Annotated in this window: 20 protein-coding genes and 4 tRNA genes; 13 read left to right on the top strand and 11 right to left on the bottom strand. The window is 28.7% G+C overall.

The window, feature by feature from the left end; translation table 11 throughout:
• Positions 1-64 precede the first annotated feature (64 nt).
• The 3 genes from A2J15_RS06045 to A2J15_RS07780 are packed head-to-tail and all read left to right on the top strand — an operon-like array spanning position 65 to position 1,785.
• Entirely contained in the window at positions 65-601 is a 537-nt protein-coding gene (locus A2J15_RS06045) for a nucleoside phosphorylase-I family protein (RefSeq protein WP_066779238.1), read from the top strand.
• Between the two features lie 9 nt (positions 602-610).
• Positions 611-1,681, top strand: coding sequence for a dual-specificity RNA methyltransferase RlmN (gene rlmN, locus A2J15_RS06040; RefSeq protein WP_066779235.1), 1,071 nt, complete (start codon positions 611-613; stop codon positions 1,679-1,681).
• Complete coding sequence (locus A2J15_RS07780; RefSeq protein WP_227655871.1) at positions 1,678-1,785, top strand: hypothetical protein; 108 nt, start codon at positions 1,678-1,680, stop codon at positions 1,783-1,785. Before rlmN ends, A2J15_RS07780 begins: the two co-directional genes overlap by 4 nt.
• Positions 1,786-2,385: 600 nt before the next feature.
• Here the strand turns inward: A2J15_RS07780 and A2J15_RS06035 are convergent.
• A tRNA-Met gene (locus tag A2J15_RS06035) sits at positions 2,386-2,462 on the bottom strand.
• Positions 2,463-2,586: 124 nt separating this feature from the next.
• On the opposite strand from A2J15_RS06035, the gene A2J15_RS06030 reads away from it, so the two are divergent.
• From A2J15_RS06030 to A2J15_RS06020, 3 genes are all read left to right on the top strand, one after another.
• Positions 2,587-2,674, top strand: a tRNA-Ser gene (locus tag A2J15_RS06030).
• A 129-nt stretch (positions 2,675-2,803) separates the two neighbouring features.
• Positions 2,804-2,879, top strand: a tRNA-Ala gene (locus A2J15_RS06025).
• Positions 2,880-2,882: 3 nt separating this feature from the next.
• Positions 2,883-2,958 (top strand) — tRNA-Val (locus A2J15_RS06020).
• A gap of 1,237 nt (positions 2,959-4,195) precedes the next feature.
• On the opposite strand, the gene leuD is transcribed toward A2J15_RS06020, so the two are convergent.
• The 4 genes from leuD to leuA are packed head-to-tail and all read right to left on the bottom strand — an operon-like array spanning position 4,196 to position 8,808.
• Positions 4,196-4,798 carry a 3-isopropylmalate dehydratase small subunit gene (gene leuD, locus A2J15_RS06015; protein ID WP_066779232.1) on the bottom strand — a complete coding sequence of 201 codons (603 nt, stop codon included), beginning with the start codon at positions 4,796-4,798 and terminating at the stop codon, positions 4,196-4,198.
• A 2-nt stretch (positions 4,799-4,800) separates the two neighbouring features.
• Entirely contained in the window at positions 4,801-6,207 is a 1,407-nt protein-coding gene (leuC, locus tag A2J15_RS06010; RefSeq protein WP_066779229.1) for a 3-isopropylmalate dehydratase large subunit, read from the bottom strand.
• On the bottom strand, positions 6,200-7,276 hold the full coding sequence (leuB, locus tag A2J15_RS06005; RefSeq protein ID WP_066779227.1) for a 3-isopropylmalate dehydrogenase: 1,077 nt from the start codon (positions 7,274-7,276) through the stop codon (positions 6,200-6,202). The genes leuC and leuB overlap by 8 nt, the downstream gene beginning before the upstream one ends.
• Complete coding sequence (leuA, locus tag A2J15_RS06000; RefSeq protein ID WP_066779224.1) at positions 7,273-8,808, bottom strand: 2-isopropylmalate synthase; 1,536 nt, start codon at positions 8,806-8,808, stop codon at positions 7,273-7,275. Before leuA ends, leuB begins: the two co-directional genes overlap by 4 nt.
• A 342-nt stretch (positions 8,809-9,150) precedes the next feature.
• On the opposite strand from leuA, the gene A2J15_RS05995 reads away from it, so the two are divergent.
• Positions 9,151-9,780, top strand: a complete 630-nt coding sequence (locus A2J15_RS05995) for a hypothetical protein (protein WP_066779221.1) — start codon at positions 9,151-9,153, stop codon at positions 9,778-9,780.
• Positions 9,781-9,802: 22 nt separating this feature from the next.
• On the opposite strand, the gene A2J15_RS05990 is transcribed toward A2J15_RS05995, so the two are convergent.
• From A2J15_RS05990 to ruvC, 6 genes are all read right to left on the bottom strand, one after another.
• Positions 9,803-10,456 (bottom strand): outer membrane beta-barrel protein, encoded by a 654-nt coding sequence (locus A2J15_RS05990; RefSeq protein ID WP_066779217.1) that lies wholly within the window; start codon positions 10,454-10,456, stop codon positions 9,803-9,805.
• 125 nt (positions 10,457-10,581) lie between these two features.
• Positions 10,582-10,971, bottom strand: a complete 390-nt coding sequence (gene queF / locus A2J15_RS05985) for a preQ(1) synthase (RefSeq protein ID WP_066779215.1) — start codon at positions 10,969-10,971, stop codon at positions 10,582-10,584.
• A gap of 90 nt (positions 10,972-11,061) precedes the next feature.
• Complete coding sequence (locus A2J15_RS05980; protein ID WP_066779213.1) at positions 11,062-11,943, bottom strand: homoserine O-acetyltransferase/O-succinyltransferase family protein; 882 nt, start codon at positions 11,941-11,943, stop codon at positions 11,062-11,064.
• Positions 11,944-12,021: 78 nt separating this feature from the next.
• Positions 12,022-13,293: an aminotransferase class I/II-fold pyridoxal phosphate-dependent enzyme gene (locus A2J15_RS05975; RefSeq protein ID WP_066779210.1), complete on the bottom strand. Its 1,272-nt coding sequence runs from the start codon at positions 13,291-13,293 to the stop codon at positions 12,022-12,024.
• Between the two features lie 395 nt (positions 13,294-13,688).
• Positions 13,689-16,250, bottom strand: a complete 2,562-nt coding sequence (gene flgE, locus A2J15_RS05970; protein ID WP_066779207.1) for a flagellar hook protein FlgE — start codon at positions 16,248-16,250, stop codon at positions 13,689-13,691.
• A 99-nt stretch (positions 16,251-16,349) separates the two neighbouring features.
• A complete protein-coding gene (ruvC, locus tag A2J15_RS05965) occupies positions 16,350-16,826 on the bottom strand; it encodes a crossover junction endodeoxyribonuclease RuvC (protein ID WP_066779204.1) in 477 nt (158 codons plus the stop codon).
• A 94-nt stretch (positions 16,827-16,920) separates the two neighbouring features.
• On the opposite strand from ruvC, the gene dnaA reads away from it, so the two are divergent.
• The 6 genes from dnaA (at position 16,921) to glpK (ending at position 25,003) form a co-directional block, all read left to right on the top strand.
• Positions 16,921-18,243 carry a chromosomal replication initiator protein DnaA gene (gene dnaA, locus A2J15_RS05960; protein ID WP_066779196.1) on the top strand — a complete coding sequence of 441 codons (1,323 nt, stop codon included), beginning with the start codon at positions 16,921-16,923 and terminating at the stop codon, positions 18,241-18,243.
• A gap of 160 nt (positions 18,244-18,403) precedes the next feature.
• Positions 18,404-19,471 carry a DNA polymerase III subunit beta gene (dnaN, locus tag A2J15_RS05955; RefSeq protein WP_066779193.1) on the top strand — a complete coding sequence of 356 codons (1,068 nt, stop codon included), beginning with the start codon at positions 18,404-18,406 and terminating at the stop codon, positions 19,469-19,471.
• 21 nt (positions 19,472-19,492) lie between these two features.
• The gene (gyrB, locus tag A2J15_RS05950) at positions 19,493-21,802 is read left to right on the top strand and encodes a DNA topoisomerase (ATP-hydrolyzing) subunit B (protein WP_066779190.1); all 2,310 of its coding nucleotides are present in this window, start codon (positions 19,493-19,495) and stop codon (positions 21,800-21,802) included.
• Positions 21,803-22,049: 247 nt separating this feature from the next.
• The gene (locus tag A2J15_RS07905) at positions 22,050-22,334 is read left to right on the top strand and encodes an FAD-dependent oxidoreductase (protein WP_253689760.1); all 285 of its coding nucleotides are present in this window, start codon (positions 22,050-22,052) and stop codon (positions 22,332-22,334) included.
• Between the two features lie 20 nt (positions 22,335-22,354).
• Positions 22,355-23,443: a glycerol-3-phosphate dehydrogenase/oxidase gene (locus A2J15_RS07900; RefSeq protein WP_311394729.1), complete on the top strand. Its 1,089-nt coding sequence runs from the start codon at positions 22,355-22,357 to the stop codon at positions 23,441-23,443.
• 111 nt (positions 23,444-23,554) lie between these two features.
• Complete coding sequence (glpK, locus tag A2J15_RS05940; protein ID WP_066779187.1) at positions 23,555-25,003, top strand: glycerol kinase GlpK; 1,449 nt, start codon at positions 23,555-23,557, stop codon at positions 25,001-25,003.
• The last annotated feature ends 14 nt before the right edge of the window (positions 25,004-25,017 follow it).

The following is a 25,017-nucleotide window of genomic DNA, read 5'->3' as shown; positions in this document are numbered from 1 at the left end:
ACCTAAAAATTCTTAATTAAGTCTTTTTGGGTAAAATTATTTTGTAAATTTTATAAGGATGAAGATGATTGTTTGTGCTGGTGGAAATGAAAATTTCTCTTTTGCAAAACCTATAGGCATAGGACTTGTAGAATCTGCCTTTCATTTAACACAACTATGTTTAAAAGAACAAGTTTTTAATATAATATTTATTGGAACTTGTGGTCTTTATAAAGAAGGAAAGATTTTAGAAATTTATAAAAGCTCACATGCTTTTAATATAGAATTTTCTCAAATTTCACATGCTTTTTATACCCCAACAAAAAATGAAATTGATATAACAAATAAAAATGTTTCGCGTGAAACTATTAAAATCAATTCATCAAATTATATTTGTCAAAATTCAAAAGCTGCAAAACAATTTGCAAAATTAGGCTTTTTTGCAGAAAATATGGAAGCTTTTTCAGTTTTAAGTGTAGCTCAAAATTTAGGCATTGAAGCAGAATGTATTTTATGTGCTACTAATTTTTGCAATGAAAATGCTCATAAAGATTTCATTAAAAATCATGAAAAAGCAAAAGAAAAATTAACAAATTATCTTAAAGAAAAGCACTATATTTAAAGGAAAATATTGAAAAAACTTATAAATATTTTAGATTTTTTACCTCAAGAATTAGAAGAAAAAATCAAACCCATGTTTCGCGTGAAACAAATTTATCAATGGATTTATCAAAAATATGCTGATGATTTTTCCCAAATGTCAAGCTTACCCAAAACTTTACGTTTAGAATTAGAACAAAATTTTCATTTTAAACCTTTAAAATGCATCAAAAGCGAAGAAAGTAAAGATGGAAGCATAAAATACCTTTTTGAGCTTATGGATGGTTTAAGAATAGAAAGCGTGCTTTTACCTATGAAAGAAGAAAAAGTAAATGAAGAAGGCAAAAGGATTGCCCATGCAAGATTTACTATTTGTGTTTCTTCTCAAGTAGGATGTAAAAGTGGTTGTAGTTTTTGTCTTACTGCTAAAGGGGGTTTAAAAAGGAATTTACAAGTAGGAGAAATAGTTGGACAAATTTTATGGATCAAAAAACACAATAACATTCCTTATGAAAGACGTGTAAATATAGTTTATATGGGAATGGGAGAACCTCTTGATAATCTTAAAAACGTTTCTAAAGCTATAAAAATTCTTTCACAAAATGAAGGACTTGCTATAAGTCCTCGCCGTCAAACCATAAGCACAAGTGGACTAGCAAAACAAATTGAAGAATTAGGAAAAATGAATTTGGGCATCTTACTTGCTATCTCACTTCATGCAGTCAATGATGAGCTTCGCACAGAATTAATGCCTATTAATAAAGCCTATAATATAGCTGCTATCATGGATGCTGTTAAATCTTTTCCTATAGATCAAAGAAAAAGGATAATGTTTGAATACCTTTTAATCGACAGTGTCAATGATAAAATAGAACATGCTAAAGAACTAGTCAAACTTTTAAACGGTATCAAGGCTAAGGTAAATTTGATACTTTTTAATCCTCACAAAGGAAGTATATATCAAAGACCTAGTTTAGAAAATGCTATTAAATTTCAAGATTTATTAAGCTCTAAAGGCATAACTTGTACTATAAGAGAAAGCAAAGGACTTGATATTTCAGCAGCTTGTGGACAACTTAAAGAAAGGATGAAAGATCAATGAGTGCATTGGATATTTTTGAAATTATTTTTATATCTATTGTTGTACTTGCAGGGTTTGGTGGGATTATTTTTGTTTTAAAAGAAGAAAAAAATAAAGATATTTGATATTTATTGTTGATATTTGAAAATTTAATTATAAAAGAATGTATTAGCATAAATAAAGTATTTTAAATATTTGATTTTCATAAAAGTATATCTAGCATATAATAAAAATTGCTTTTTAAATAAAAATCAGCATTTTATAAAATCAATGCTAAGCCATATAAAAATAAATTTAAAAAATGGTTTTAAAAAGCTTATAACCCTACATAAAATCTTGTTCTAATTTTTTATATTGATTATAAAGCCTTTTAACTGTAATACTTTAAAATAAAGATTAAGCAGTTATGAAATAAAAAGATATAAAAGCTATAAATAAATATATTTTAGCTTTTATATCTTGTATACCTTAATATGTTTTTCCTTTAGGTCAAGCAAATTTTATTCAAATCAATAAAAATATCTGTAGTAAATTAAAAATAATATAAAGTAATCACATATTTTAGTATTTTTGTAGCCAGAATTAGCTTTTTTACTTTGGCTACATAAATGGCTACACAATTATAAAAAATACAAAAAATTTCAATTATAATGAAAAATTTTAATGTAGAAAAGTTGTTAAAATAGTGTATTTTGCGTCTTAATATTGCTTAATGAATTACTACTTGGTGTCAAGAGGGAGACTTGAACTCCCGACCTCCGGCTTATGAGACCAGCGCTCTAACCAGCTGAGCTACCTTGACTTATAAAAAAGAAAAGCAATTATATTATTTTTTTACTAAAATTTTTCTGATTTTAAGAAAATATAATTTAAATTTTAAATTTCTTTATTTTTAAAGCTTTTATTAGGTATAATAATTTCTTTTTAGACAGGTGTCCGAGTGGTTGAAGGAGCACGCCTGGAACGCGTGTAAAGTGCAAGCTTTCGAGGGTTCAAATCCCTTCCTGTCTGCCATAATTAAACTTTTGATTTTATATATGGCAAATTTTATAAAAACTTAGAAAATAAATTTATTTTATAGGTTTAAAGTATGCTTTAATATAAAATATTTTTTAAGCCAAACTAAGTTATAATTCTATTTTTGGGGCATTAGCTCAGCTGGGAGAGCACAACGCTGGCAGCGTTGGGGTCAGCGGTTCGAGCCCGCTATGCTCCACCATAAGGTTCCGTAGCTCAGTTGGTAGAGCACTACCTTGACATGGTAGTGGTCGTTGGTTCAAGTCCAATCGGAGCCACCATGTTTTATTTCTTTGGATTCTTTAAGTTCTAAAAAATGCTTTAAAATACTATAAATTAAATGATTTTTTTAATGAATTGCTTTTTATGATTATTTTCAATTAAGAATTAAAATCTAACAAGATTCTTTAAAAGAAAATATTTGTGCTTAATATAAAGCAGACTTTTTTTAAAATGAAATATTAGTAAAAAAGCAAAGTATTTTACACGCAAAGAACTTAATCAAATCAATTTCTTATAAAAAAGGAATTTACATTCATTTTTGTCCAAACGTACATCAAAATCAAAACTTGTTCTTTTATAAGTCATAACTGATATTTTCAAAACTTCTGTTTTATTTTTTGCATTATCGATAAGTTTTATTAGAAAATCTGCATTTTCTTTTTCTAATATGTCATTACTTGCACGATCTAAAATTTTATTTTTTCTTCTTTTAATTCTTGTAAAATTTGTAATTTATTTCTTTCTATTTTATGCCTTTTTTAAATTTATTATCTAATAAATTAGTATTCATTTGTTGAGTAAAATCATGATATTTATTTTGTAAAATTATAATAAAAATACAATAAGATAATTATTTAAATATTTTTAGATATGCATAAAAAATTAATCTTAATTTTTATATTTATAAAAAATGCTACTCATCTACATAAAAAAACAAATTCATTTTCTATTTTTCGAAAAAGCTTAAAATGTTATGCGATAAAAATTAATTAATAATAAATTATTGATTAATAAACTATAGAATACACAAGGCTTGAAAAAATACCTATGAAAATCAAGATATTATAACCATAAAATAGAGTTTTATTCTCTTTTTATAAAAATAAAAATAATATAAAAATATATAAAAAATAAAATAAATTTCTTTTTATTATTAAATTATTAGAATAAAAAGCTATAATAAGCTCATCAAAGAAGGATAATAAAAACTAAGCCTTTTTTGGGTTTATTTAAAAAACATAAAAAAGTATAAATGCTTAAAAATAAGCATTTATATATGAGTTAACCCAAAATGAACTGCCATTTTTGGATTAGACGTTAATTTTATTTTAAAGTTAAAATACCTTTTTATATGTTTAAACTTATGGTTTTAATATAACTAAATGCAAATGAGGTAAAATGCAGACTTTAGATTTAATGTATAATATTATTATCGTTATTTGTATTATAGGATGCGTAGTTTTATATTTTTGGCCCAAAAAATACTGATTTTATGAGCCATTACAAAAAATAGCTTCAAACTAAGAAATTTTTTGAATTTCTTTCATAAGCTTTGATTTGATCTTGGTATTGCAAAGTTAAAGCTATATGATCAAGACCTTCTAAAAGACAAGTTCTACGAAATTCATCCAAATCAAAAGAAAAAACTTTATCTTTAAAAAACACCTTTTTTTCAAGTAAAGAAATTGCTATATTTTTATCTTGAGATTTTTTTAATTCATCAATAATGCTTTGAATTTCATCTTTAAGAAGCTCTATGGTAAGCAAACCATTTCCTAAAGCATTATTTTTAAAAATATCCGCAAAAGAAGGTGCAATAATAACCCTAATACCATAATCAACCAAAGCCCAAGGCGCATGTTCTCTTGAAGAACCACTACCAAAATTTTCATAAGTCAATAAAATAGAAGCATTTTGATATTCTTTTTTATTGAGATTAAAGTCCATATTTAAAACACTTTCTTTATCATCTAAATAACGCAAATCATGAAATAAATGCTTTCCAAAGCCCTGCTTTGAAACAGCTAATAAAAACTGTTTAGGAATGATTTGATCAGTGTCAATATTTGCATATTCTAAAGGGCAAGCTATACCCTTGTGTATAGTAAATTTTTGCATAATTAAACTCCTAAATATTTTCTATTATCACAAATAGCACCTTCTATGGCACAAGCAGCTGCACTTGCAGGACTCATTAAATGAGTAATGGATCCTTTGCCTTGTCTTCCTACAAAATTACGATTTGAAGTTGAAGCCACTCTTTGCCCAGGACCTGCTTTATCATCATTCATACCAAGACACATAGAACACCCTGCATACCTCCATTCACAACCTGCATCAATAAAAATTTTATCAAGCCCTAAATTTTCAGCTTCTTTTTTTACCTGCATTGAACCAGGAACAACTAAAGCTTTTATGTCTTTGTGAATTTTACGTCCTTTTAAAATATCAGCAGCAATTTTTAGATCTTCTAAACGCCCATTTGTACAAGATCCTATAAAAACGATATCAATTTTTACCCCTTTTAAGCTTTGATCTTGATTTAAATTCACATAAGCTAAAGCATCAAGCAAAGACTTTTGCTCGCTTTGATTTTTAAAATCACTCATTTTTGGAATATTTTCATCTATAGCAATCACTTGAGAAGGATTGGTTCCATAGCTGATTTGAGGTTTGATTTCACTCGCATCAAGAACAATAACTTCATCGTATTTTGCATCTTTATCGCTTTTTAATTTCTTCCATTGCTCGCAGTATTGATCAAATTCTTGTGCCTTAGGTGCAAATTCTCTATTTTTAATATATTCAAAAGTAATCTCATCAGGCGCTATCATACCCACTTTAGCTCCAAATTCTATAGCCATATTACAAAGTGTCATTCTAGCTTCCATACTTAAATTTTCTATCAATTCTCCGCAAAATTCTATAGCATAACCTGTACCTTTAGCTGTGCCGTATTTTGCTATTAAATACAAAATCAAATCTTTTGCATAAACCCCTTTTTGAAAACTACCTTTGCATTCTATTTTCATGGTTTTAAGCTTTGCTTGTTTTAAGGTTTGAGTTGCCATAACATGCTCAACTTCACTAGTACCTATACCAAAGGCTAAAGCCCCAAAAGCCCCATGCGTTGCAGTATGTGAATCCCCACATACTAAAGTAATGCCTGGTAAAGTAAAACCAAGTTCAGGGCTTACTATATGAACTATACCTTGATTTTTATCACCAAGACCTAAAAGTCTTATTCCAAATTCCTTAGTATTTTGCATTAAAGTTGTAATTTGCTCTTTAGCCATATTTGAACAAGCATCTAAATGCGTACTTTTAGTAGAAACATCATGATCTATAGTTGCTAAAGTCAAATCTGCTCTTGCCATTTTACGTTTAGCTGCTTTAAGACCCCAAAAAGCTTGAGGGCTTGTTACTTCATGGATTAAATGCCTATCAATGTAAAGGGTAGGCAATTCATTTTCAGCTTGATAAATCACATGAGAATCAAATACTTTTTCATATAAAGTCTTAGCCATTTTTACTCTCCTTTAAAAGCTTTAATATATAAGTACCCATTTCATCAGTATTTAAATACAATTTAGGGTTTAAATCTTTAGTCATTTTTCCATGTTCTAAGGCTAAAGCAACAGCATCTTGTATATCTTGTGCTGCTTTTTCTTCTTTAAAGGTATATTTTAACATTAAAGCTGCACTTAAAATTTGAGCTATGGGATTGGCTATATTTAAATGGGCTATATCAGGCGCACTTCCTCCTGCTGGTTCATAAAGCCCAAAAGCTTTATCATTTAAACTTGCAGAACAAAGCAAACCCAAAGATCCACTAATAGCAGCTAATTCATCGCTTAAAATATCTCCAAAAAGATTAGAACAAAGCATAACATCAAACATACTAGGATTTTTTATAATTTGCATGGCTGCATTATCTACATACATGTATTCTAAGCTAATATCTTCATACTCTTTAGCCACTTCTTTAACCACTTCACGCCATAAAATAGAAGTGGATAAAACATTTGCTTTATCGATTAAGTGTACTTTTTTTCTTCTTAATCTTGCACTTTTAAAAGCAACATGAGCTATTCTTTTTATCTCTTCTTTAGAATAACTTTCTGTATCATAAGCACTTTCTTGATTTAATTCTTGCTTACCAAAATAAATTCCTCCTGTAAGTTCTCTAACACATAAAATATCTATATCTTTTTGGATGATTTCATCTTTTAAAGGCGAAATATGTTTTAAACTTTTATAAATGGTGCAAGGACGCAAATTGGCAAATAAATTAAAATGTTTTCTTAAAGGCAAAAGTGAAGATCTTTCAGGTCTTTTATCTATAGGTAAATTATCCCACTTAGGTCCACCCACACAACCAAATAAAATCGCATCACTTTGCTCGCAAAGTTTTAAAGTTTCATCGCTTAAAGCTACCCCATAAGCATCTATACTTGCCCCGCCTATTTTAGCATGGTTTAATTCTAATTTAAAAGCATATTTGTCTGCGATAAAATCTAAAATTTTTAAAGCCTCTTTCATGATTAAAGGTCCTATGCCATCGCCTGCTAAAACTGCTATTTTATAGTTTTTCATGCCATTTTTCTTTCTTGTACTTTTAAAGAACGATAAATCGCATTATAAGCACTAATAAAAGCTTGCGCTGAAGCTTCTATAACATCTGTTGAAATGCCTTTGCCATGGAATTTTCTCCCTTGAAATTCTAAATCAACATCCACTTGACCTTGAGCATCTACACCTGAACTTTTAGCATTAATAGTATAAGCTTTTAAAACAGATTCTAAATCAGTAAGCTTAGCAATACAATTAAACACAGCTTCAATAGGTCCATTTCCTATACAAGCTTGAGTTTTTAACTCTTCTTTTATACGCATACACACACAAGCAGTAGGCATGCTTCCGCTAATAACATTTAATTTTTCAAGTTTAAACTCATGTTCTTCTTCATTTTCACAACTTAAAAACATTAAAGCTTCTAAATCATAATCATACACTTGCCCTTTTTTATCTGCAAGTTTTAAGAAATTTTCATAAACATCATCTAAATTATAAGTTTTTTCGCTATAACCTAAATTTTCAAGACAGGTTTTTATCATAGCCCTACCACTTCTTGCTGTCATTAACATACGATTTTCATGAAATCCTATACTTTTAGGATCTATAATCTCATAAGTTTTTCTATTTTTAAGTACCCCATCTTGATGAATACCTGAGCTATGAGAAAAGGCATTGCTTCCAACTATAGCCTTGTGTGATGGTATGCTTTCATTAGTAATAGCTGAAACTAATTTTGAAGTTTTAGCAATATTTTCACATTTAATATCAGTATAAAAACCCTTTAAATAATCTTTTCTAACTTTTATAGCCATAACCACTTCTTCTAAAGCACAATTTCCTGCCCTTTCTCCAAGTCCATTTATAGTACATTCTATTTGCCTAGCACCTTCTAAAATAGCACTTAAGCTATTACCTGTTGCCATGCCTAAATCATTGTGACAATGCACAGAAATAACTGCTTTATCTATATTTGGAACCCTATTAAATAAATTTTTTATAATATTTGCAAACTCAGCTGGTAAAGTATAACCTACTGTATCTGGGATATTTATAGTTGTAGCTCCTGCTTTTATGGCATTTTCAACCATAAAACAAAGATTATCTATAGAAGTTCTTCCTGCATCCTCGCAAGAAAATTCTACATCATCTGTATAAGATCTTGCCCTAAGTATAGCTTTTTTAGCCATATTTAAAATTTCATCAAAATCTTTTTTTAACTTATCTTGTATGTGCAAATTTGAAGTGGCGATAAAAGTATGAATTCTAAAATGAGAAGCCACTTTTAAACTTTCATAAGCTGCATCTATATCCTTATCTAAAGCCCTACAAAGTGCACAAACGGTAGAATTTTTCACCTTTGAAGCTATATTTTGTACGGCTTTAAAATCGCCTTGTGAAGATACAGGAAAACCTGCTTCTATAACATCAACCCCTAAATTTTCAAGGGCTAAGGCAATTTGTAATTTTTGATTCATATTTAATGAAGTGCCTAAAGCTTGTTCACCATCACGTAAAGTAGTGTCAAAAATAATAATTTTGTTATCTTTCATAATTTAATCCTTTTTAAAAAATAAACTTAATGAATTTAAAAAATTCAAAAACTTAAAATCAATGATAAAAAATATAAAAATTTAATGATAAAAATAAAAGTTTAGTTTAGAGTAGAAAGTTGCAGCAGTAGGTTAGTATGTTTACTTTGTTGTTTTTTAGTATAAGCTGAATTTGGAATTTTATAATTGTTTTGTTTCATCTTTTTTATCCTCCTTGTTTTAAGTGTTATAAAAATGTACTTTTAATTTAACATACTTTTAGTAAACGTGTTTACAAAAAATTCATAAATTAATGAAATATTGATATAATTGTTATTTTAAGTAACAAAAAAAGGATCTTTAATGCTAAAAGAACTCTTAGAAATTAAAAAAGAAATGGAACCTATTATCCATGAAGCTAATGTAAAATTAAATGTCTTAGCTCGTGAAGTAATAGTCCGTAAAAAAGAATATGAAATTTATGGTCCTATGGTAGATCGTGTTTATCTTGATAATGCCATTTATGTTAAGGTTATGGCAAGTGGACGCGACACGAAAAGTGATAATATACCTATAAAAAATGGTTTTTATATGGTATTTATAGCACCTGAAAAAGAAAGTGCAAAAGATATTAAAAATAAATTAAAACTTGCTTATGAAGAACTTGATAATAAATTCATTTCTACTCTAATTCGTTCTTGCCAACGCTTTAAAGAAATCACAAATAAAACCCAAGCCACTTTAGCTAAAGCATCTAAAATGAATGTCAATATAAAAACCAATCTAGGCGAAGCAAGTGCTTCTCTTAAATTTAATATCACTATAGAATACACTAAAGAAAATCAAAAATTAGATCGCGAAAATTCAAAATCAGCAGGAAGCTTTAGAGATACTAAAACCAATATCAATCTTGTAGTAGAAAAAACCACAGATTCTCAAATTTGTGAAAAATTACTTGATGATGTAGAAAAGTATTTTATAGGAGGAAGTTAAGATAATGCAAGTTAAACTTGCATTAGAATTTGTAATTATAAGCTAAATATACTCCATAATTTCTTTGGGTAGGATTATAAAAATTCGATCCCACTTCTTTTTGATAAAAATTCTTAGAATTATAACTTATTTGTTCTGCTTTAAAGCCTAGTTCTACTTCATTGTTTTGATTTAACTCATACATTGCACCTGCTTTAAGCCCATATACAAAACCATCAAAATTTCTACCTAAAGATGAAAAAGAAGTTTTTAAATCAATATTAGTTTTTGCATAACCTAAATACCCACCTAAAACTGCTCTTGTGCTTTCAAAAAGCTTAGGAGTAAAATCATAACCTAATAAAAACTTATGCGTAGTAAAATTACCCTGTATTTCAAACGAAGGTACTTTAATCAAATCGCTAAATTCATCTGAATAATTATAAGCAGAATAAATCCTATGAGTTTGATTTAAACGATAGCCTATTCTTAAGCCAAATACAGGAATATTCCCTGAAACATCTCCATTAAAGATAGCAGCCTTAGCTAAACCTCCTTTATGATCAAGATTACTTTTTACTTGAGCATGCATCCAAGCCGCATCAGCACCTATAAAAAAACCAGAATTTTCATCAGCTAAAGCCAAATTCGTAAATAAAAAAAGACTAGAAAACGCACTTAATAATTTTTTATTCATAAATTATCTCCTTCAAAACATTATTTAATTAAGATTTTTAAAATCTTTACATTATATACCTTTTAGAAAAACCTATGCTTTATTTATCCAAAAAATTTTATTTTTTAAATAAATATGCGAATATTTTACTCACTTTTTGGAATTACAATATCACTACGACATTCTATAAGGGTGTGAACATTTCCGCGTGGATTAAAATCTCCTACAACTTTGATCCATTTTGGTTTTAATTTTTCTTTTAAAGTAGTATAAATTTCATTAATACTTGCTTCATGTGAAACATTTTTATGCATGAAAGTATTAATGTATAATTTTATAGCCTTAAGTTCAATAACAAATTGATCAGGTATGTATTCAAGATAAATCTTTGCAAAATCAGGATAACCCGAACGAGGACAAAAACACATAAATTCAGGCAAAGTGATTTTTATAATATAATCATTTTTAGCCTCATTGGGCCAAATTTCCATATTCTCTACATCAAATTCTTTGATTTCTTTTTCTCCATAAAGCATGAAATTTCCTTATTAAAAATTTTTACAAATTATATAAAAAATTGCTTTTAGAATAATTGAAAAAGCAAGCTTTATTATAAGTTAGCTTTATCAAAGCACAAAAGGAGTACTTTGATAAACATCATAATTTAACCAATTAGAAAAAATGGTATTAGCATTTGAACGCCAATGATATTTTATATTGCCATTTTTATCATAATAATTTTTGGCTTTTTGCATGAAATTATCTCTTATGTATTCTTGATGCAAGGTATCTTTAAAATACTCTAAATGCCCTAAAATAAAAATATCCTTCTCATCTCTTAATAAGGCTGAACCTATTTTTTTATTTTTAAGTAAAACTTTTATTTTTCCTTGCTTTTGTAAGGATAAAATTTGTGCTTCATCCATACTAGAATGCCTTGAATGAGGCATTAAAACTTTTTCATCTAAATTAGTCAAAAGCAAATCAGGTACAATTTTATCATGTTTATAAACCCCAAAAATTTTCTTATTTAAAATAACTTTATCTATACCATAAAAATGCTTTAAAGCAGCCATAGCACCCCAACAAATATACATGGTACTTGTAACATTTGATCTTAAAAAATCAAAAATTTCTAGTAATTCTTCCCAGTAAGCAACTTTTTCAAATTCCATTTGTTCTACAGGAGCTCCAGTAACAATAGCACCATCAAATCTATATTTTTTACATTCTTTAATGCTTTTATAAAATTTTTCCAAATGCGTTATAGAAGTGTTTTTACCTATATAAGTAGCAGTAGCTAAAAGGGTAATATTTACTTGCAAAGGAGAATTTGCAAGTAAACTTAAAATTTGATTTTCTGTTTCGATTTTTTTTGGCATGAGATTGATGATTAAAATTTCTTGTGGACGTATATCTTGATGCTTTGCCCTCCTTGATCCCATGATAAAAGCATGATCTTTTAAAAGCTCATAAGCAGGTATATTTTCTGGAATAATAAGTGGCATTTTTTCTCCTTTTAAATTAATTACCATAAAATTTCAAAAATTCTTTGCCTAAAACACAAAAATTAAGCTTAAAAAATTTTAATCTTTTATGGCTTGTTTTAAATCCTGTATTAAATCATGAGCATTTTCAAGTCCTATACTCAAACGTAAAGTAGCCTTACTTATGCCTGCTTTTTTAAGTTCTTCTTCACTAAGTTGTGAATGAGTGGTTGAGGCAGGATGTATGATTAAAGACTTGCTATCGCCTAAATTTGCAGCAAGCAAAAAGAGTTTGGTTTTATTGCAAATGCTTTTAGCATGTTCATAATCTTTAGCTTCAAAACTTAAAAGACCACTAGCTAAATTTTTATCAAAATACTTTTTAAATAAATGATAATAAGCATTATTTTCTAAAGCAGGATAATTTACCCCTTTAATATCAGGATGAGAATTTAAAAAATGAGCAATTTCTTGAGCATTTTTACTGTGCTTTTCTATGCGTAAAGCTAAAGTTTCAAGTCCTTGTAAAAGCAACCATGCATTTTGTGGAGCTAAACTAGCTCCTAAATCCCTAAGATAAGTAATCATGATTTTAATGCTAAAAATAGGCAAATCAAGAGTGTTTAAATTTAATCCATGATAACTAGGATCAGGGGTATTAAAGGCTTGATATTTTTCATTGTTTTTAAGCAAATCATTTAAATTATTTCTTTCTATAAGCACCCCACCTAAAGCACTGCCTTGCCCATTGACATATTTGGATAAACTATGCACTATAATATCTACTCCAAATTTAAAAGGTTGCAATAAATAAGGGGTTGCAACAGTATTATCACATATGGTAAGGATATTATGTTTTTTTGCTAAATGGGTGATTTTTTCTATATCGGCTATAGCAATTTGAGGATTTGAAAGGCTTTCAAAAAAAATGGCTTTTGTGTTTTGATCTATAATTTTTTCTAAAGTCTTTATATCATCTATATCAAATTCTCTTGCTTGTATACCAAAATTTTTAAGAGTATGAGAAATCAAAGTTTGGGTTCCCCCATAAAGCTTGTTTGAATAAGCTATATTATCCCCACATTTTGCTAGATTAATAAGAGCATAAAAACAAGCTGCCATACCACTAGAAACAACAACTCCAAAAGCCCCACCTTCAATACTAGCAAGTCTTTGTCCTAAAACATCGCTTGTAGGATTACTTATCCTTGAATAAATATTGCCTAATTCTTTAAGATTAAAACGTGCTTGAGCTTGAGCTAAATTTTCAAAATTATAAGCAGTATTTTGATATATAGGCACACTAATACTTCTTTGAGTATCAAAATCATAAGATCCATGTAATGCTAAAGTTTCTTTACTAAAATTCATTTTTATCCTTTGTATAAATTAAAAAATATAAAAAAAGCTTTGTGCTTTAAACTAAAATATGAAGAATTTATATATAATAAGATTAAGTAAGATTAAGCGTGCCAAGCACGCATATAAAAAGGAGAAAGTATAAAAGTGATATAAGACATTTTTTCTCCTTTCTATAAAAATATTGACTATTTTATCTTTAAAAAGTAAAAGTAAAGTTAAATTTGCATTATTTATGAGGATTTTTACATTTTTATCGCAACTCACTTCCTTAATAGAAGCGAGTTAGCAATAAATTGAAGGCAGTTCAAGTCTAAGCCTAGTATTACAAAGCTACCAAGATAGACTTGTAAAACAAGGCTCTCCCTTTTAAGGGAGAAAAAACAATATTTTATAAATTCTAAAGCTTATTGTTTAAGCTGTATTAAGGTTTGTAACATTTGATCACTTGTTGAAATGGTTTTAGAATTTGCTTGATAACCTCTTTGAACTATGATAAGTTGGGTTAAAGAACGGCTTAAATCCACATTTGACATTTCAAGGGCTGCAGTTTTCATTTCACCCCTACCTCCTGTTCCTGCTTCACCTACTACTATATTGCCACTATTTGCAGTTACTTTAAAAAGATTGCCACCTATTTCTTCAAGACCTGAGTTATTTGCTACTGAAGCCATGGCTATTTTTGCTACGGCAAAGGTTTTGCCATTGGTAAACTCACCTAAGATATTTCCTTTATCATCCACACGTATGGCATCTGGTTTTAAATTTCCTGAAGGATAACCATCAGTTGCTTGACCTGTTAGGGTTGAAGCAGAATTAGAACTTACAAGACCATCATTGCTTCCACTAGTTCCAAAAGAAAGCTTGATTTGTTGGTTTGGAGCAGCTCCGTTATTTGGAGAAAAACTTATAGTTTTTGGACTATAACTTGCTAAAGATCCATCATTGTTAAATCTTGCTGTTCCTACTACTATGTTATTTGGACCTTCTCCTGTGGCATTGATTTCTGCAGGTTCAGGCACACGGATAATCATTTGCCATTCATTACCCCCATCTTGAGTAGTGCTTTGCTTAACAAATTGTACTTCTAAGGTATGTTTTGTACCTAAAGAATCATAAATTTCAAGCCCTGCTGAAAAAGCGCTGAGTTTGAGTTGTTCACTTTCTTTAATAGAAGCTCCTGTTACTAAAGGACCATCCCAAGCCTTAAATATAGCTGTAAAAGCATCATTTCTGCTTACTGTTCCTTCTTTGTTGGTATAAGCAGTAACGCTAAAATTCATATTTTTTGGTCCAACAAGAGTATCATTTGCTGGAATAGGATTATTGCCAACTCCATTTACACCTTTTCCACCAGCTGGTATGGTAGAGCTTTCTTTAGTATTAGAGATGGCAAAATGTCCGTTTTCATTAACCACAACCTTTACGCCTTGATTTACATCTTCATTAAGATCTAATTTACCATTACCACTATAATCTACCCCATATCTAGCATCTCTTTGTAAGAGCTCTCTTAAATCCTCTGTGGTTCTAAAAGTTCTTGCATTTGTATTTAAAAGTCCTCCATTAAGAGCATCTCTATAATTTTTAGATGCAGGATCGGTTAAATTAGCTCCTCCTGCGGTACTAAAAGAAGGACCCCCATCAGGATTATACATAGGAGGCAAGCTCACAGGGCTTGAACTATAAATATATTTATGGGCTGTAATGATTTGCACACTATTTCCATTATTTTGATTTGCTTGAGTCTTAACCCAATTGCTATTTCCATTAATAGGTGTTAATTGTACATTATCCCAATCAAATTCATCATTATTGCCATTTTTCATATTAATAGTAGCAAGCTCACCTGCTGTATTTCCATTATTTACAGTTAAATTAATATTTTTCATATTGTCTGTGGTGCCATTGCTATTATCATTGATAAATTCTATGCCTGAACCATCAGCCTTTTTAACTGCTCTTACCCCTGTTCCATCCCTAGTATCAGTTGGAGCGGTGAAAGTATTGATATAAGCTATAGCTTCATCTAAACTTGCAATACTATCATTTTGAATTTTTACCCCATTTAAGGTTATATCTAGGGTTACTTTTTTATCTTTATTACCCCAAAAAATTACATTAGTTTGTGCTTTTTTATCATTCTCATCAAAAACTGTTCCTGTTTGATTAGTAGTAAATTTTGCATCTGCAAAACTTACCCAAATACCTTGTCCATCTCTTAGATTTAACCCTTGTCCTTTAGCATTAAAAAGCGATCCTGCATCCACTCCTTTTTCAGTTACTTCTACAGAATTTTTAGAAGTAGTGTAAAATTGTGTTGTTCCTGGATCGTTTTCATCTTCAGCTTTGCTTATTCTTTTATTCCAACCATGTACTGAATCAAGAGCATAAAGATTTCTACTTGAAGTTCCTATGTTAAGCCCGCTATTAAGATTGGCTTTAATGGCTACTTCAGTAGATTTTGCCGCAGGGATATGCATACCAGGATCTATAAAAATATTTTGTGGGCTTCTTGAACTGTCTATGGTTTGATCATCCCAGTTGATATTCCAACCTTGTACAACAAAGCCTGCATTGTTTACAAAATTCCCATAAGCATCAAGTTTAAAATCCCCAGAACGCGTAAGATAATTAGTAAGGCCCCCATCATCACTTACCATAAAAAATCCATCCCCATTAATAGCCACATCAGTATTTTTATCCGTAGTTTGTACTGAACCTTGAGAATGTATTCTAGTCGTTGAATTAACTGAAGTTCCAAGTCCTATTTGAAGGGGATTTTGCCCTCCTCTTCCATCAGTTGGAGCCGTAGCGATTTTAACAGTTTGACTAAACATAGTGCCAAAGTCTGCACGAGAGTATTTAAAACCTGTTGTATTTACATTTGCGATATTATTACCCTCAACATCCATTGCAACTTGGTGTCCTTGTAGTCCACTCACACCCGACCAAAGTGATCTCATCATTTTTAATCCTTTATAAAATATTGCTTTTTATGTTTTAAACTTAAAAAAAGCTTTTACGTTTGAGGATTTAAAAGCAAATTCTGTTCCAACTTAAAAAAATTAAACTTTGATTCTTAAATTGGCTGCGTGAGTTAAAGCTATAGCAATAGCATCAGTAATGTCTAAAGGCTTGATATCCTTACTAAGTCCTAAAAGTCTTTTTACCATAAAAGCAACTTGTTCTTTACTTGCTTTAGCCTTACCTGTAACGGCTTTTTTAACTTGTAAGGGAGTGTATTCTTTAAAGTCTCCATGAATTTGTAAAATTTTTAAAGACAAAGCTCCGCGAAATTGTGCGAGTTTTAAAACACTTTTTGGATTGTAAGCAAAAAAGATATCTTCTATAGCCACCTCATCAAAAGAATGGTTTTTAAAAATAAGATCTAAGCCTTCACAAAGCTCTGTGATTTGGTATTGTAAAGTGCTAGGTTTTATCTTTATAAGTCCTGCTTCTATAAGGGTTTTTTTAGTTTTATTAAGCTCTATGATAGCATAACCACAATTTCTTGATCCTGGATCTATACCTAAAATCTTCAAATTTGATACCTTTAAACAATAATAAAAACAAATTTTAATCTTTTTTTATAAAATTTAAGATAAAATTTTTAAGTAAAAATTTTAAAGAGAGTTTATGGATCCAAGTCAAATACTTGAAAATTTCAAAAAAGAATTAAGCAAAAACGAATACGAAAATTATATTTCAAGTTTGAAATTCAATGAAAAACAAAGCAAAGCAGATCTTTTAGTTTTTAACGCTCCTAATGAACTCATGGCCAAATTCATACAAACAAAATACAGTAAAAAAATCGCCTATTTTTATGAGGTACAAAGTGGGAATAAAGCCATCATTAACATACAAGCACAAAATAATAAATCAAGCAATAAAAACTCAAAAATCGATATAGCACATATTAAAGCACAAAGTACTATTTTAAATCCTTCTTTTACCTTTGAAAGTTTTGTTGTGGGAGATTCTAATAAATACGCTTATGGATCTTGCAAGGCCATCACTCATAAAGATAAGCTTGGAAAACTTTATAATCCTATTTTTATCTATGGTACAACAGGACTTGGAAAAACACATTTACTTCAAGCAGTAGGGAATGCAAGTTTAGAAATGGGAAAAAAAGTTATTTATGCTACAAGTGAAAATTTTATCAACGACTTTACTTCAAATTTAAAAAACGGATCCTTAGACAAATTCCATGAAAAATACAGAAATTGTGATGTTTTACTCATAGATGATGTACAGTTTTTAGGAAAAACTGATAAAATTCAAGAAGAATTTTTTTTCATCTTTAATGAAATCAAAAACAATGATGGGCAAATTATCATGACCTCAGATAATCCACCCAATATGCTAAAAGGCATAACAGAACGTTTAAAAAGTCGCTTTTCACATGGCATTATAGCTGATATCACCCCTCCTCAACTAGACACAAAAATAGCTATCATTAGAAAAAAATGTGAATTTAATGATATTAATCTTTCTAATGAAATTATAAATTATATAGCCACTTCTTTAGGGGATAATATAAGAGAAATTGAAGGTATTATTATAAGTTTAAATGCTTATGCTACCATACTAGGACAAGAAATCACCCTAGAACTTGCTAAAAGTGTGATGAAAGATCACATTAAAGAAAAAAAAGAAAATATCACTATAGATGATATTTTATCTTTAATCTGTAAAGAATTTAACATTAAACCAAGTGATGTGAAATCAAATAAAAAAACGCAAAACATAGTCTTAGCAAGACGTATTATCATATACTTAGCAAGAACGCTAACTACTTTAACTATGCCACAACTTGCTAATTATTTTGAAATGAAAGATCATACTGCTATTTCACATAATGTTAAAAAAATCACAGAAATGATAGAAAATGATTCTAATTTAAAAACAAAAATCGAAGAATTAAAAAATAAAATTCTTGTAAAAAGTCAAAGTTAGGTGAAAAAATGTGAAAAATATAAAAAGCGATGTGAAAAAATAGAATTAAGCAAAGTATGATAAAATACAAATTTGATTATTTTGCTTTGAAAAATTTCACAATTTCAATAAGCTTATTATTACAATGAAATTTAAAATTAAAATAAACCAAGGAGAAAAAATGAAGTTAAGTATCAATAAAAATACTTTAGAATCTGCAGTAATTTTATGCAATGCTTATGTAGAAAAAAAGGACTCTAGTACCATTACTTCTCATCTTTTTTTTCATGCTGATGAAGATAAACTTATCATAAGAGCAAGTGATTATGAAATAGGGATTGATTATAAAATAAAAAAAATACGCATAGAATCAAATGGTTTTGCAACTGCAAATGCAAAAAGTATTAGTGATGTGATTAAAAATTTAAATAATGAAGAAGTAATCTTAGAAACCATAGATAATTTCTTATTTATAAGACAAAAAAGCACTAAGTATAAACTTCCTATGTTTAATTATGAAGATTTTCCTAACTTCCCTAATACAGAAGGTAAAAATCAATTCAATATTGACTCAAATGATTTAAGCAGATCTCTTAAAAAAATATTACCAAGTATTGATACGAACAATCCAAAATACTCTTTAAATGGTGCATTTTTAGATATAAAAACCGATAAAATTAACTTCGTAGGAACTGATACAAAACGCCTTGCTATTTATACTTTAGAAAAAACAAATAATCAAGAATTTAGCTTTAGCATTCCTAAAAAAGCTATCATGGAAATGCAAAAACTCTTTTATGAAAAAATAGAAATTTTTTATGATCAAAACATGCTTATTGCTAAAAATGAAAATTTTGAATTTTTCACTAAACTTATCAATGATAAATTTCCTGATTATGAAAAAGTAATTCCAAAAAATTTTAAACAAGAACTTAGTTTTTCAACAGAAGACTTTATAGATTCTCTTAAAAAAATTAGCGTTGTAACTGAAAAAATGAAATTGCATTTTAATAAAGATAAAATTATTTTTGAAGGTATAAGCTTAGATAATATGGAAGCAAAAACAGAACTTCAAATTCAAAGTCCTATTGATGAAGAATTTAGTCTTATTATAAAAATCAAATATTTACTTGATTTTTTAAGTTCTATAGAAGAAGAAAAATTTACCCTAGGTGTAAATGAACCTAATTCAGCATTTATAGTTAAATCTCAAGGGCTATCAGTAATTATCATGCCTATAATTTTATAAAAATTAAAACAAAGGAAGAATATGCAAGAAAATTATAGTGCTAATAATATTAAAGTTTTAAAAGGTTTAGAAGCAGTTAGAAAACGTCCAGGTATGTATATAGGGGATACAAACATAAATGGACTCCATCATATGATTTATGAAGTGGTTGATAATTCTATTGATGAAGCTATGGCAGGGTATTGTGATACTATAGATATAAAACTTACAACTCAAGGAAGTTGTATAGTTAAAGATAATGGTAGAGGTATTCCTGTTGATATACATCCAAGTGAAAATATACCAACTTTAACTGTTGTTTTAACCGTACTTCATGCAGGAGGAAAATTCGATAAAGACACTTATAAAGTTTCAGGGGGTTTACATGGTGTTGGAGTATCTGTTGTAAATGCTTTATCTAAAAAACTTGTAGCTACAGTTGAAAGAAATGGAGAAATTTATCGTCAAGAATTTTCAGAAGGTAAAATTACAAGTGAATTTGATACTATAGGAAAGAGTAAAAATACAGGAACTACTATAGAATTTTGGCCCGATGATAAAATTTTTGAACTTACTGAATTTAATTATGATATTTTAGCAAAAAGATTTAAAGAACTTGCATATTTAAATCCAAAAATCACTATAAATTTTGAAGATGAACGTATAGCTAAGAGTGAAAGTTTTCACTTTGAAGGAGGAATTTCACAATTTGTAAGCGATCTTAATAAAAAGCAAGCTTTAACTAAGGCTATTTTTTTTAGTGTAGATGAAGAAGATGTTAATGTTGAAGTAGCTTTGCTTTATAATGATACTTATAATGAAAACTTACTTTCTTTTGTTAATAATATTAAAACTCCAGATGGTGGAACACATGAAGCGGGTTTTAGAATGGGTTTAACAAGGGTAATTAGTAATTATATAGAAGCTAATGCTAGTGCTAGAGAAAAAGATAATAAAATCACTGGTGAAGATGTACGTGAAGGACTCATTGCAATAGTTAGTGTAAAAGTACCTGAACCTCAATTTGAAGGTCAAACTAAGGGAAAACTTGGATCAAGTTATGTAAGACCTATAGTTTCAAAAGCAAGTTTTGAGTATTTAAGTAAATATTTTGAAGAAAATCCTATAGAAGCAAAAGTTATTATGAATAAAGCTTTAATGGCAGCAAGGGGTAGAGAAGCAGCTAAAAAAGCTAGAGAATTAACGCGTAAAAAAGAAAGTTTAAGTGTAGGAACCTTACCAGGAAAATTAGCTGATTGTCAAAGTAAAGATCCTAATGAAAGTGAAATATATTTAGTAGAAGGAGATTCTGCTGGAGGTTCTGCTAAACAAGGTAGGGAAAGATCTTTTCAAGCTATTTTACCTTTACGCGGTAAAATTTTAAATGTTGAAAAAGCAAGATTTGATAAAATTTTAAAATCTGAACAAATTCAAAATATGATTACAGCTTTTGGTTGTGGTATAGGAGATGATTTTGATCTTTCAAAATTAAGATATCATAAAATTATCATTATGACTGATGCTGATGTAGATGGATCACACATACAAACCTTGCTTTTAACTTTTTTCTTCCGTTTTATGAATGAACTTATTAGTAATGGACATATTTATCTAGCACAACCGCCTTTATATCTTTATAAAAAAGCTAAAAAACAAATTTATTTAAAAGATGAAAAAGCTTTAAATGAATTTCTTATTGAAACAGGTATAGAAGGTTTAAATTATGAAGGAATAGGTTTAAATGATTTAAAAGATTATTTAAAAACTGTTGCATTATATCGTAGTGTTTTAAAAGAACTTGAAAAACGTTTTAATGTAATTTCTGTAATACGTTATATGATAGAAAATTCTCATTTAACTAAAAATAATAATGAAGAATTATTCCATCATATCAAAGAATTTTTACAAACAAAAGGGCATAATATTTTAAATTTCACTCTTAATGAAAATGAAATTCGAGCTTTTATCCAAACTCAAAATGGTTTAGAAGAACTTGTAATTAATGAAGATCTTTTTACTCATCCTTTATATGAAGAAGCAAATTATATTTTTGCTAAAATCAAAGACAGAGGTTTAGAATTTAATAAAGACATTTTAGAAGTGCTTGAAGAAGTTGAAATTAATGCTAAAAAAGGTGCTATTATACAACGTTATAAGGGTTTAGGTGAAATGAATCCTGAACAACTTTGGGAAACAACTATGGATCCAAGTGTAAGAAGACTTTTAAAAATCACTATAGAGGATGCACAAAGTGCTAATGATACCTTTAATCTTTTCATGGGTGATGAGGTTGAACCAAGACGTGATTATATCCAAGCACATGCTAAAGATGTTAAACATTTAGATGTTTAATCAAATATATAAAGTTATATTAAGATAAATAAACTTTTTATAACTTTATATTTTTTTTAATAAAATTAATTTTTTAAATGATTTAAATTTTGTTACTATTTTTCTCAAATTTATATTAAAGTGATAAATTTTCCCAATATTTTTTTACATAAATACACAAATTTCTTATTTTTAAAGCAATGCTTTTAAATTTTTCTTTAAAATACCTTTCAATTTATAGTATACTTAATTCCAAAAAGGTTACAAATTGAAAAGAGAAGAACAAATAAAAAATTTAAAAGATTTTTATGATCTTGTTATTATAGGTCGAGGTTCTACTGGGCTTGCTTTAGCACTTGATTCATCAAGTAGGGGTTATAAAACCTTACTTTTAGAAAGATATGATTTTGCTAAAGGTACTTCTAGCCGTTCTACTAAACTTTTACATGGAGGAGTAAGATATTTAGCTCAAGGTAATCTTACTTTAGTTTATGAAGCTTTACATGAAAGAAATCAATTATTAATTAATGCTTGCAATTTATCTAAAAAATAAAAATTTATCATACCAGCTAAATCTTTTTTAAGGCTTGTTATTATTTTATAGGTTTAAAATTATATGATTTTTTAGCAGGTAAATTTAATATAGGTAAAGCTAAGTACTTAAATAAAAAACAAGCAAAAAATTCTCTTAAAAATATCAAAAAAGAAGAATTACAATTTGGCGTAAGTTATTATGATGCTTGTTTTGATGATGCTAGAATGGCTTTTTCTTTAGCAAAAACTGCTTATGAATTTGGTGCTTGTGTTTTAAATTACATGAATGTGACTCAATTTATAAAAGATGATAAGGGTATTTTAAAAGGACTTTATGTTTTTGATGAATTAAATCAAAAAGAATTTAAAATTAATGCAAAATGTATTATTAATGCTACTGGAGTATTTAGCAGTGAAATTTTAAGAATGGATTCAAGTCCTAGTGATATAGTACCAAGTCAAGGAATTCATATAGTAGTAAATAAAGAATTCTTTCCTAATGAAAACGCTTTAATCATACCAGCTACTTCAGATGGGCGCGTTCTTTTTGCTATTCCTTGGTATGATAAAGTTTTAATAGGAACTACTGATACTAAAATAGAAAAAGTTACTTATGAACCAAAAGCCTTAGAAGAAGAAATAGAATTTATCTTAGAAAATGTAGCCAAATATTTTGAAAAAAAACCTAAAAGAGAAGATATTAAAAGTATTTTTGTGGGTTTAAGACCTTTAATTAATGATGCTAATAAAGATACTAAAAATCTTTCAAGAAGTCATAAAATAGAAGTTTCAAAAAGTAATTTAATAAGTATTAATGGAGGTAAATGGACTACTTGTCGTATTATGGCTGAACAAACTATAAATAAAGCTATTGATTTGGCTTTATTAAGTGATAAAAAATGTAAAAGCAAGGATATAAAACTTAGTACTTATGATAAGAACTTAACATTTGGAGAAAGATTAAGTGTTTATGGTTTAGATGCAAAGGCAATTTTAAATTTAGAAGTAAAGGGCTTAGATAAAAAAATACATAAAAATTATCCTTATACCTATGCTCAAGTATTTTGGGCTTTAGAAGAAGAAATGGCTCAAAAAATAGAATATGTTTTAGCTAGAAGAATGCGCTAGAGAACTTGGAGAATATTTAGGTAATTATTTTAAATGGAATAAAGAAAAAATAGAAAATGAAATTAATGAATTTATACATTTAACTAAACAATATCAAATTTAAGGAGAAAAATGAAAAAATATATCATGTCTTTAGATCAAGGAACAACTTCTTCAAGAACTTTAATTTTTGATGAGAATTCAAATATTATTTCTATAGCACAAAAAGATTTTACTCAAATTTATCCCCAACCTGGTTGGGTAGAACATGATCCAAAAGAAATTTGGAGTTCTCAAATTTCTACACTTACAGAATCTTTAGCAAGAGCTAATTTAAATGCTAAAGATATTGCAGCTTTAGGCATTACAAATCAAAGAGAGACTACTATTATTTGGGATAGAAATACTTTAGAACCTATATATAATGCCATAGTTTGGCAAGATAAAAGAACGGCTGATTTTTGTCAAGAACTTAAAAAAGATAAATTCGATTTAATACAAGCTAAAACAGGTTTGGTTATAGATGCTTATTTTTCAGCTACTAAAATAAAATGGATATTAGATAATGTAGAAGGTGCAAGATTAAAAGCTAAAAAAGGAGAATTGTGCTTTGGGACTATAGATACTTGGCTTATTTTTAATTTAACTAAGGGGAAAATTCATGTAACTGATGTAAGCAATGCTAGTAGAACCATGCTTTATAATATCCATACTTTATCATGGGATGATGAATTACTTGAATTATTTGATATACCAAGATCAATACTTCCTGAAGTTAAAAGTTCTAGTGAAATTTATGGGTATACAGCTACTAGATGGGTTGATAGTGAAATTCCAATAGCAGGTATAGCCGGAGATCAACAAGCTGCATTATTTGGTCAAATGTGTACTGAAAAAGGCATGATGAAAAATACTTATGGAACAGGATGTTTTTTATTGATGAATTGTGGTAAAACTCCTGTTTTAAGTAAAAACAATCTTTTAAGCACTATAGCATGGCAAATTAATGATGAAATAACTTATGCTTTAGAAGGTGGGGTTTTTATAGGTGGGGCTGCTATACAATGGCTAAGAGATGGACTTAGGCTTATAAGAACCTCAGCTGATATTAATACTTTAGCATCTACAGAAAAAGATAATGGTGGGGTATATTTTGTACCTGCTTTAGCTGGATTTGGAGCGCCTTATTGGGATCAGTATGCAAGAGGGGCTATTTTTGGTATAAGTAGGGCTACTACTGATGGGCATCTTGCTAGAGCTGTTTTAGAAGGAATAGCTTTTCAAGTTTATGATATAGTAAAAGAAATGGAAAAAGATTTAGGGTGTTCATGCACTGAAATTCGCGTAGATGGAGGTGCTAGTGCGAGTGATTATTTGATGCAAATTCAAGCTGATTTATTTGGTTTTGATATTAAAAGACCAAAAAGTGTTGAAACTACAGCACTAGGTGCAGGTTATTTAGCAGGTTTAGCTGTTGGGTATTTTAAGGATATAAAAACTATTAAAGAACAATATCAAATAGCTAAGATTTTTACTCCTAGTAAAAATAGTTTTGAAATAGAAACTATGTTTAAGTATTGACATAAAGCGGTTAA

It is taken from the genome of Campylobacter hepaticus (assembly GCF_001687475.2).
Lineage (GTDB): Bacteria > Campylobacterota > Campylobacteria > Campylobacterales > Campylobacteraceae > Campylobacter_D > Campylobacter_D hepaticus.
Note: the sequence above shows the minus strand (reverse complement) of the source record. Positions and strands in the feature narration are given on the sequence as shown.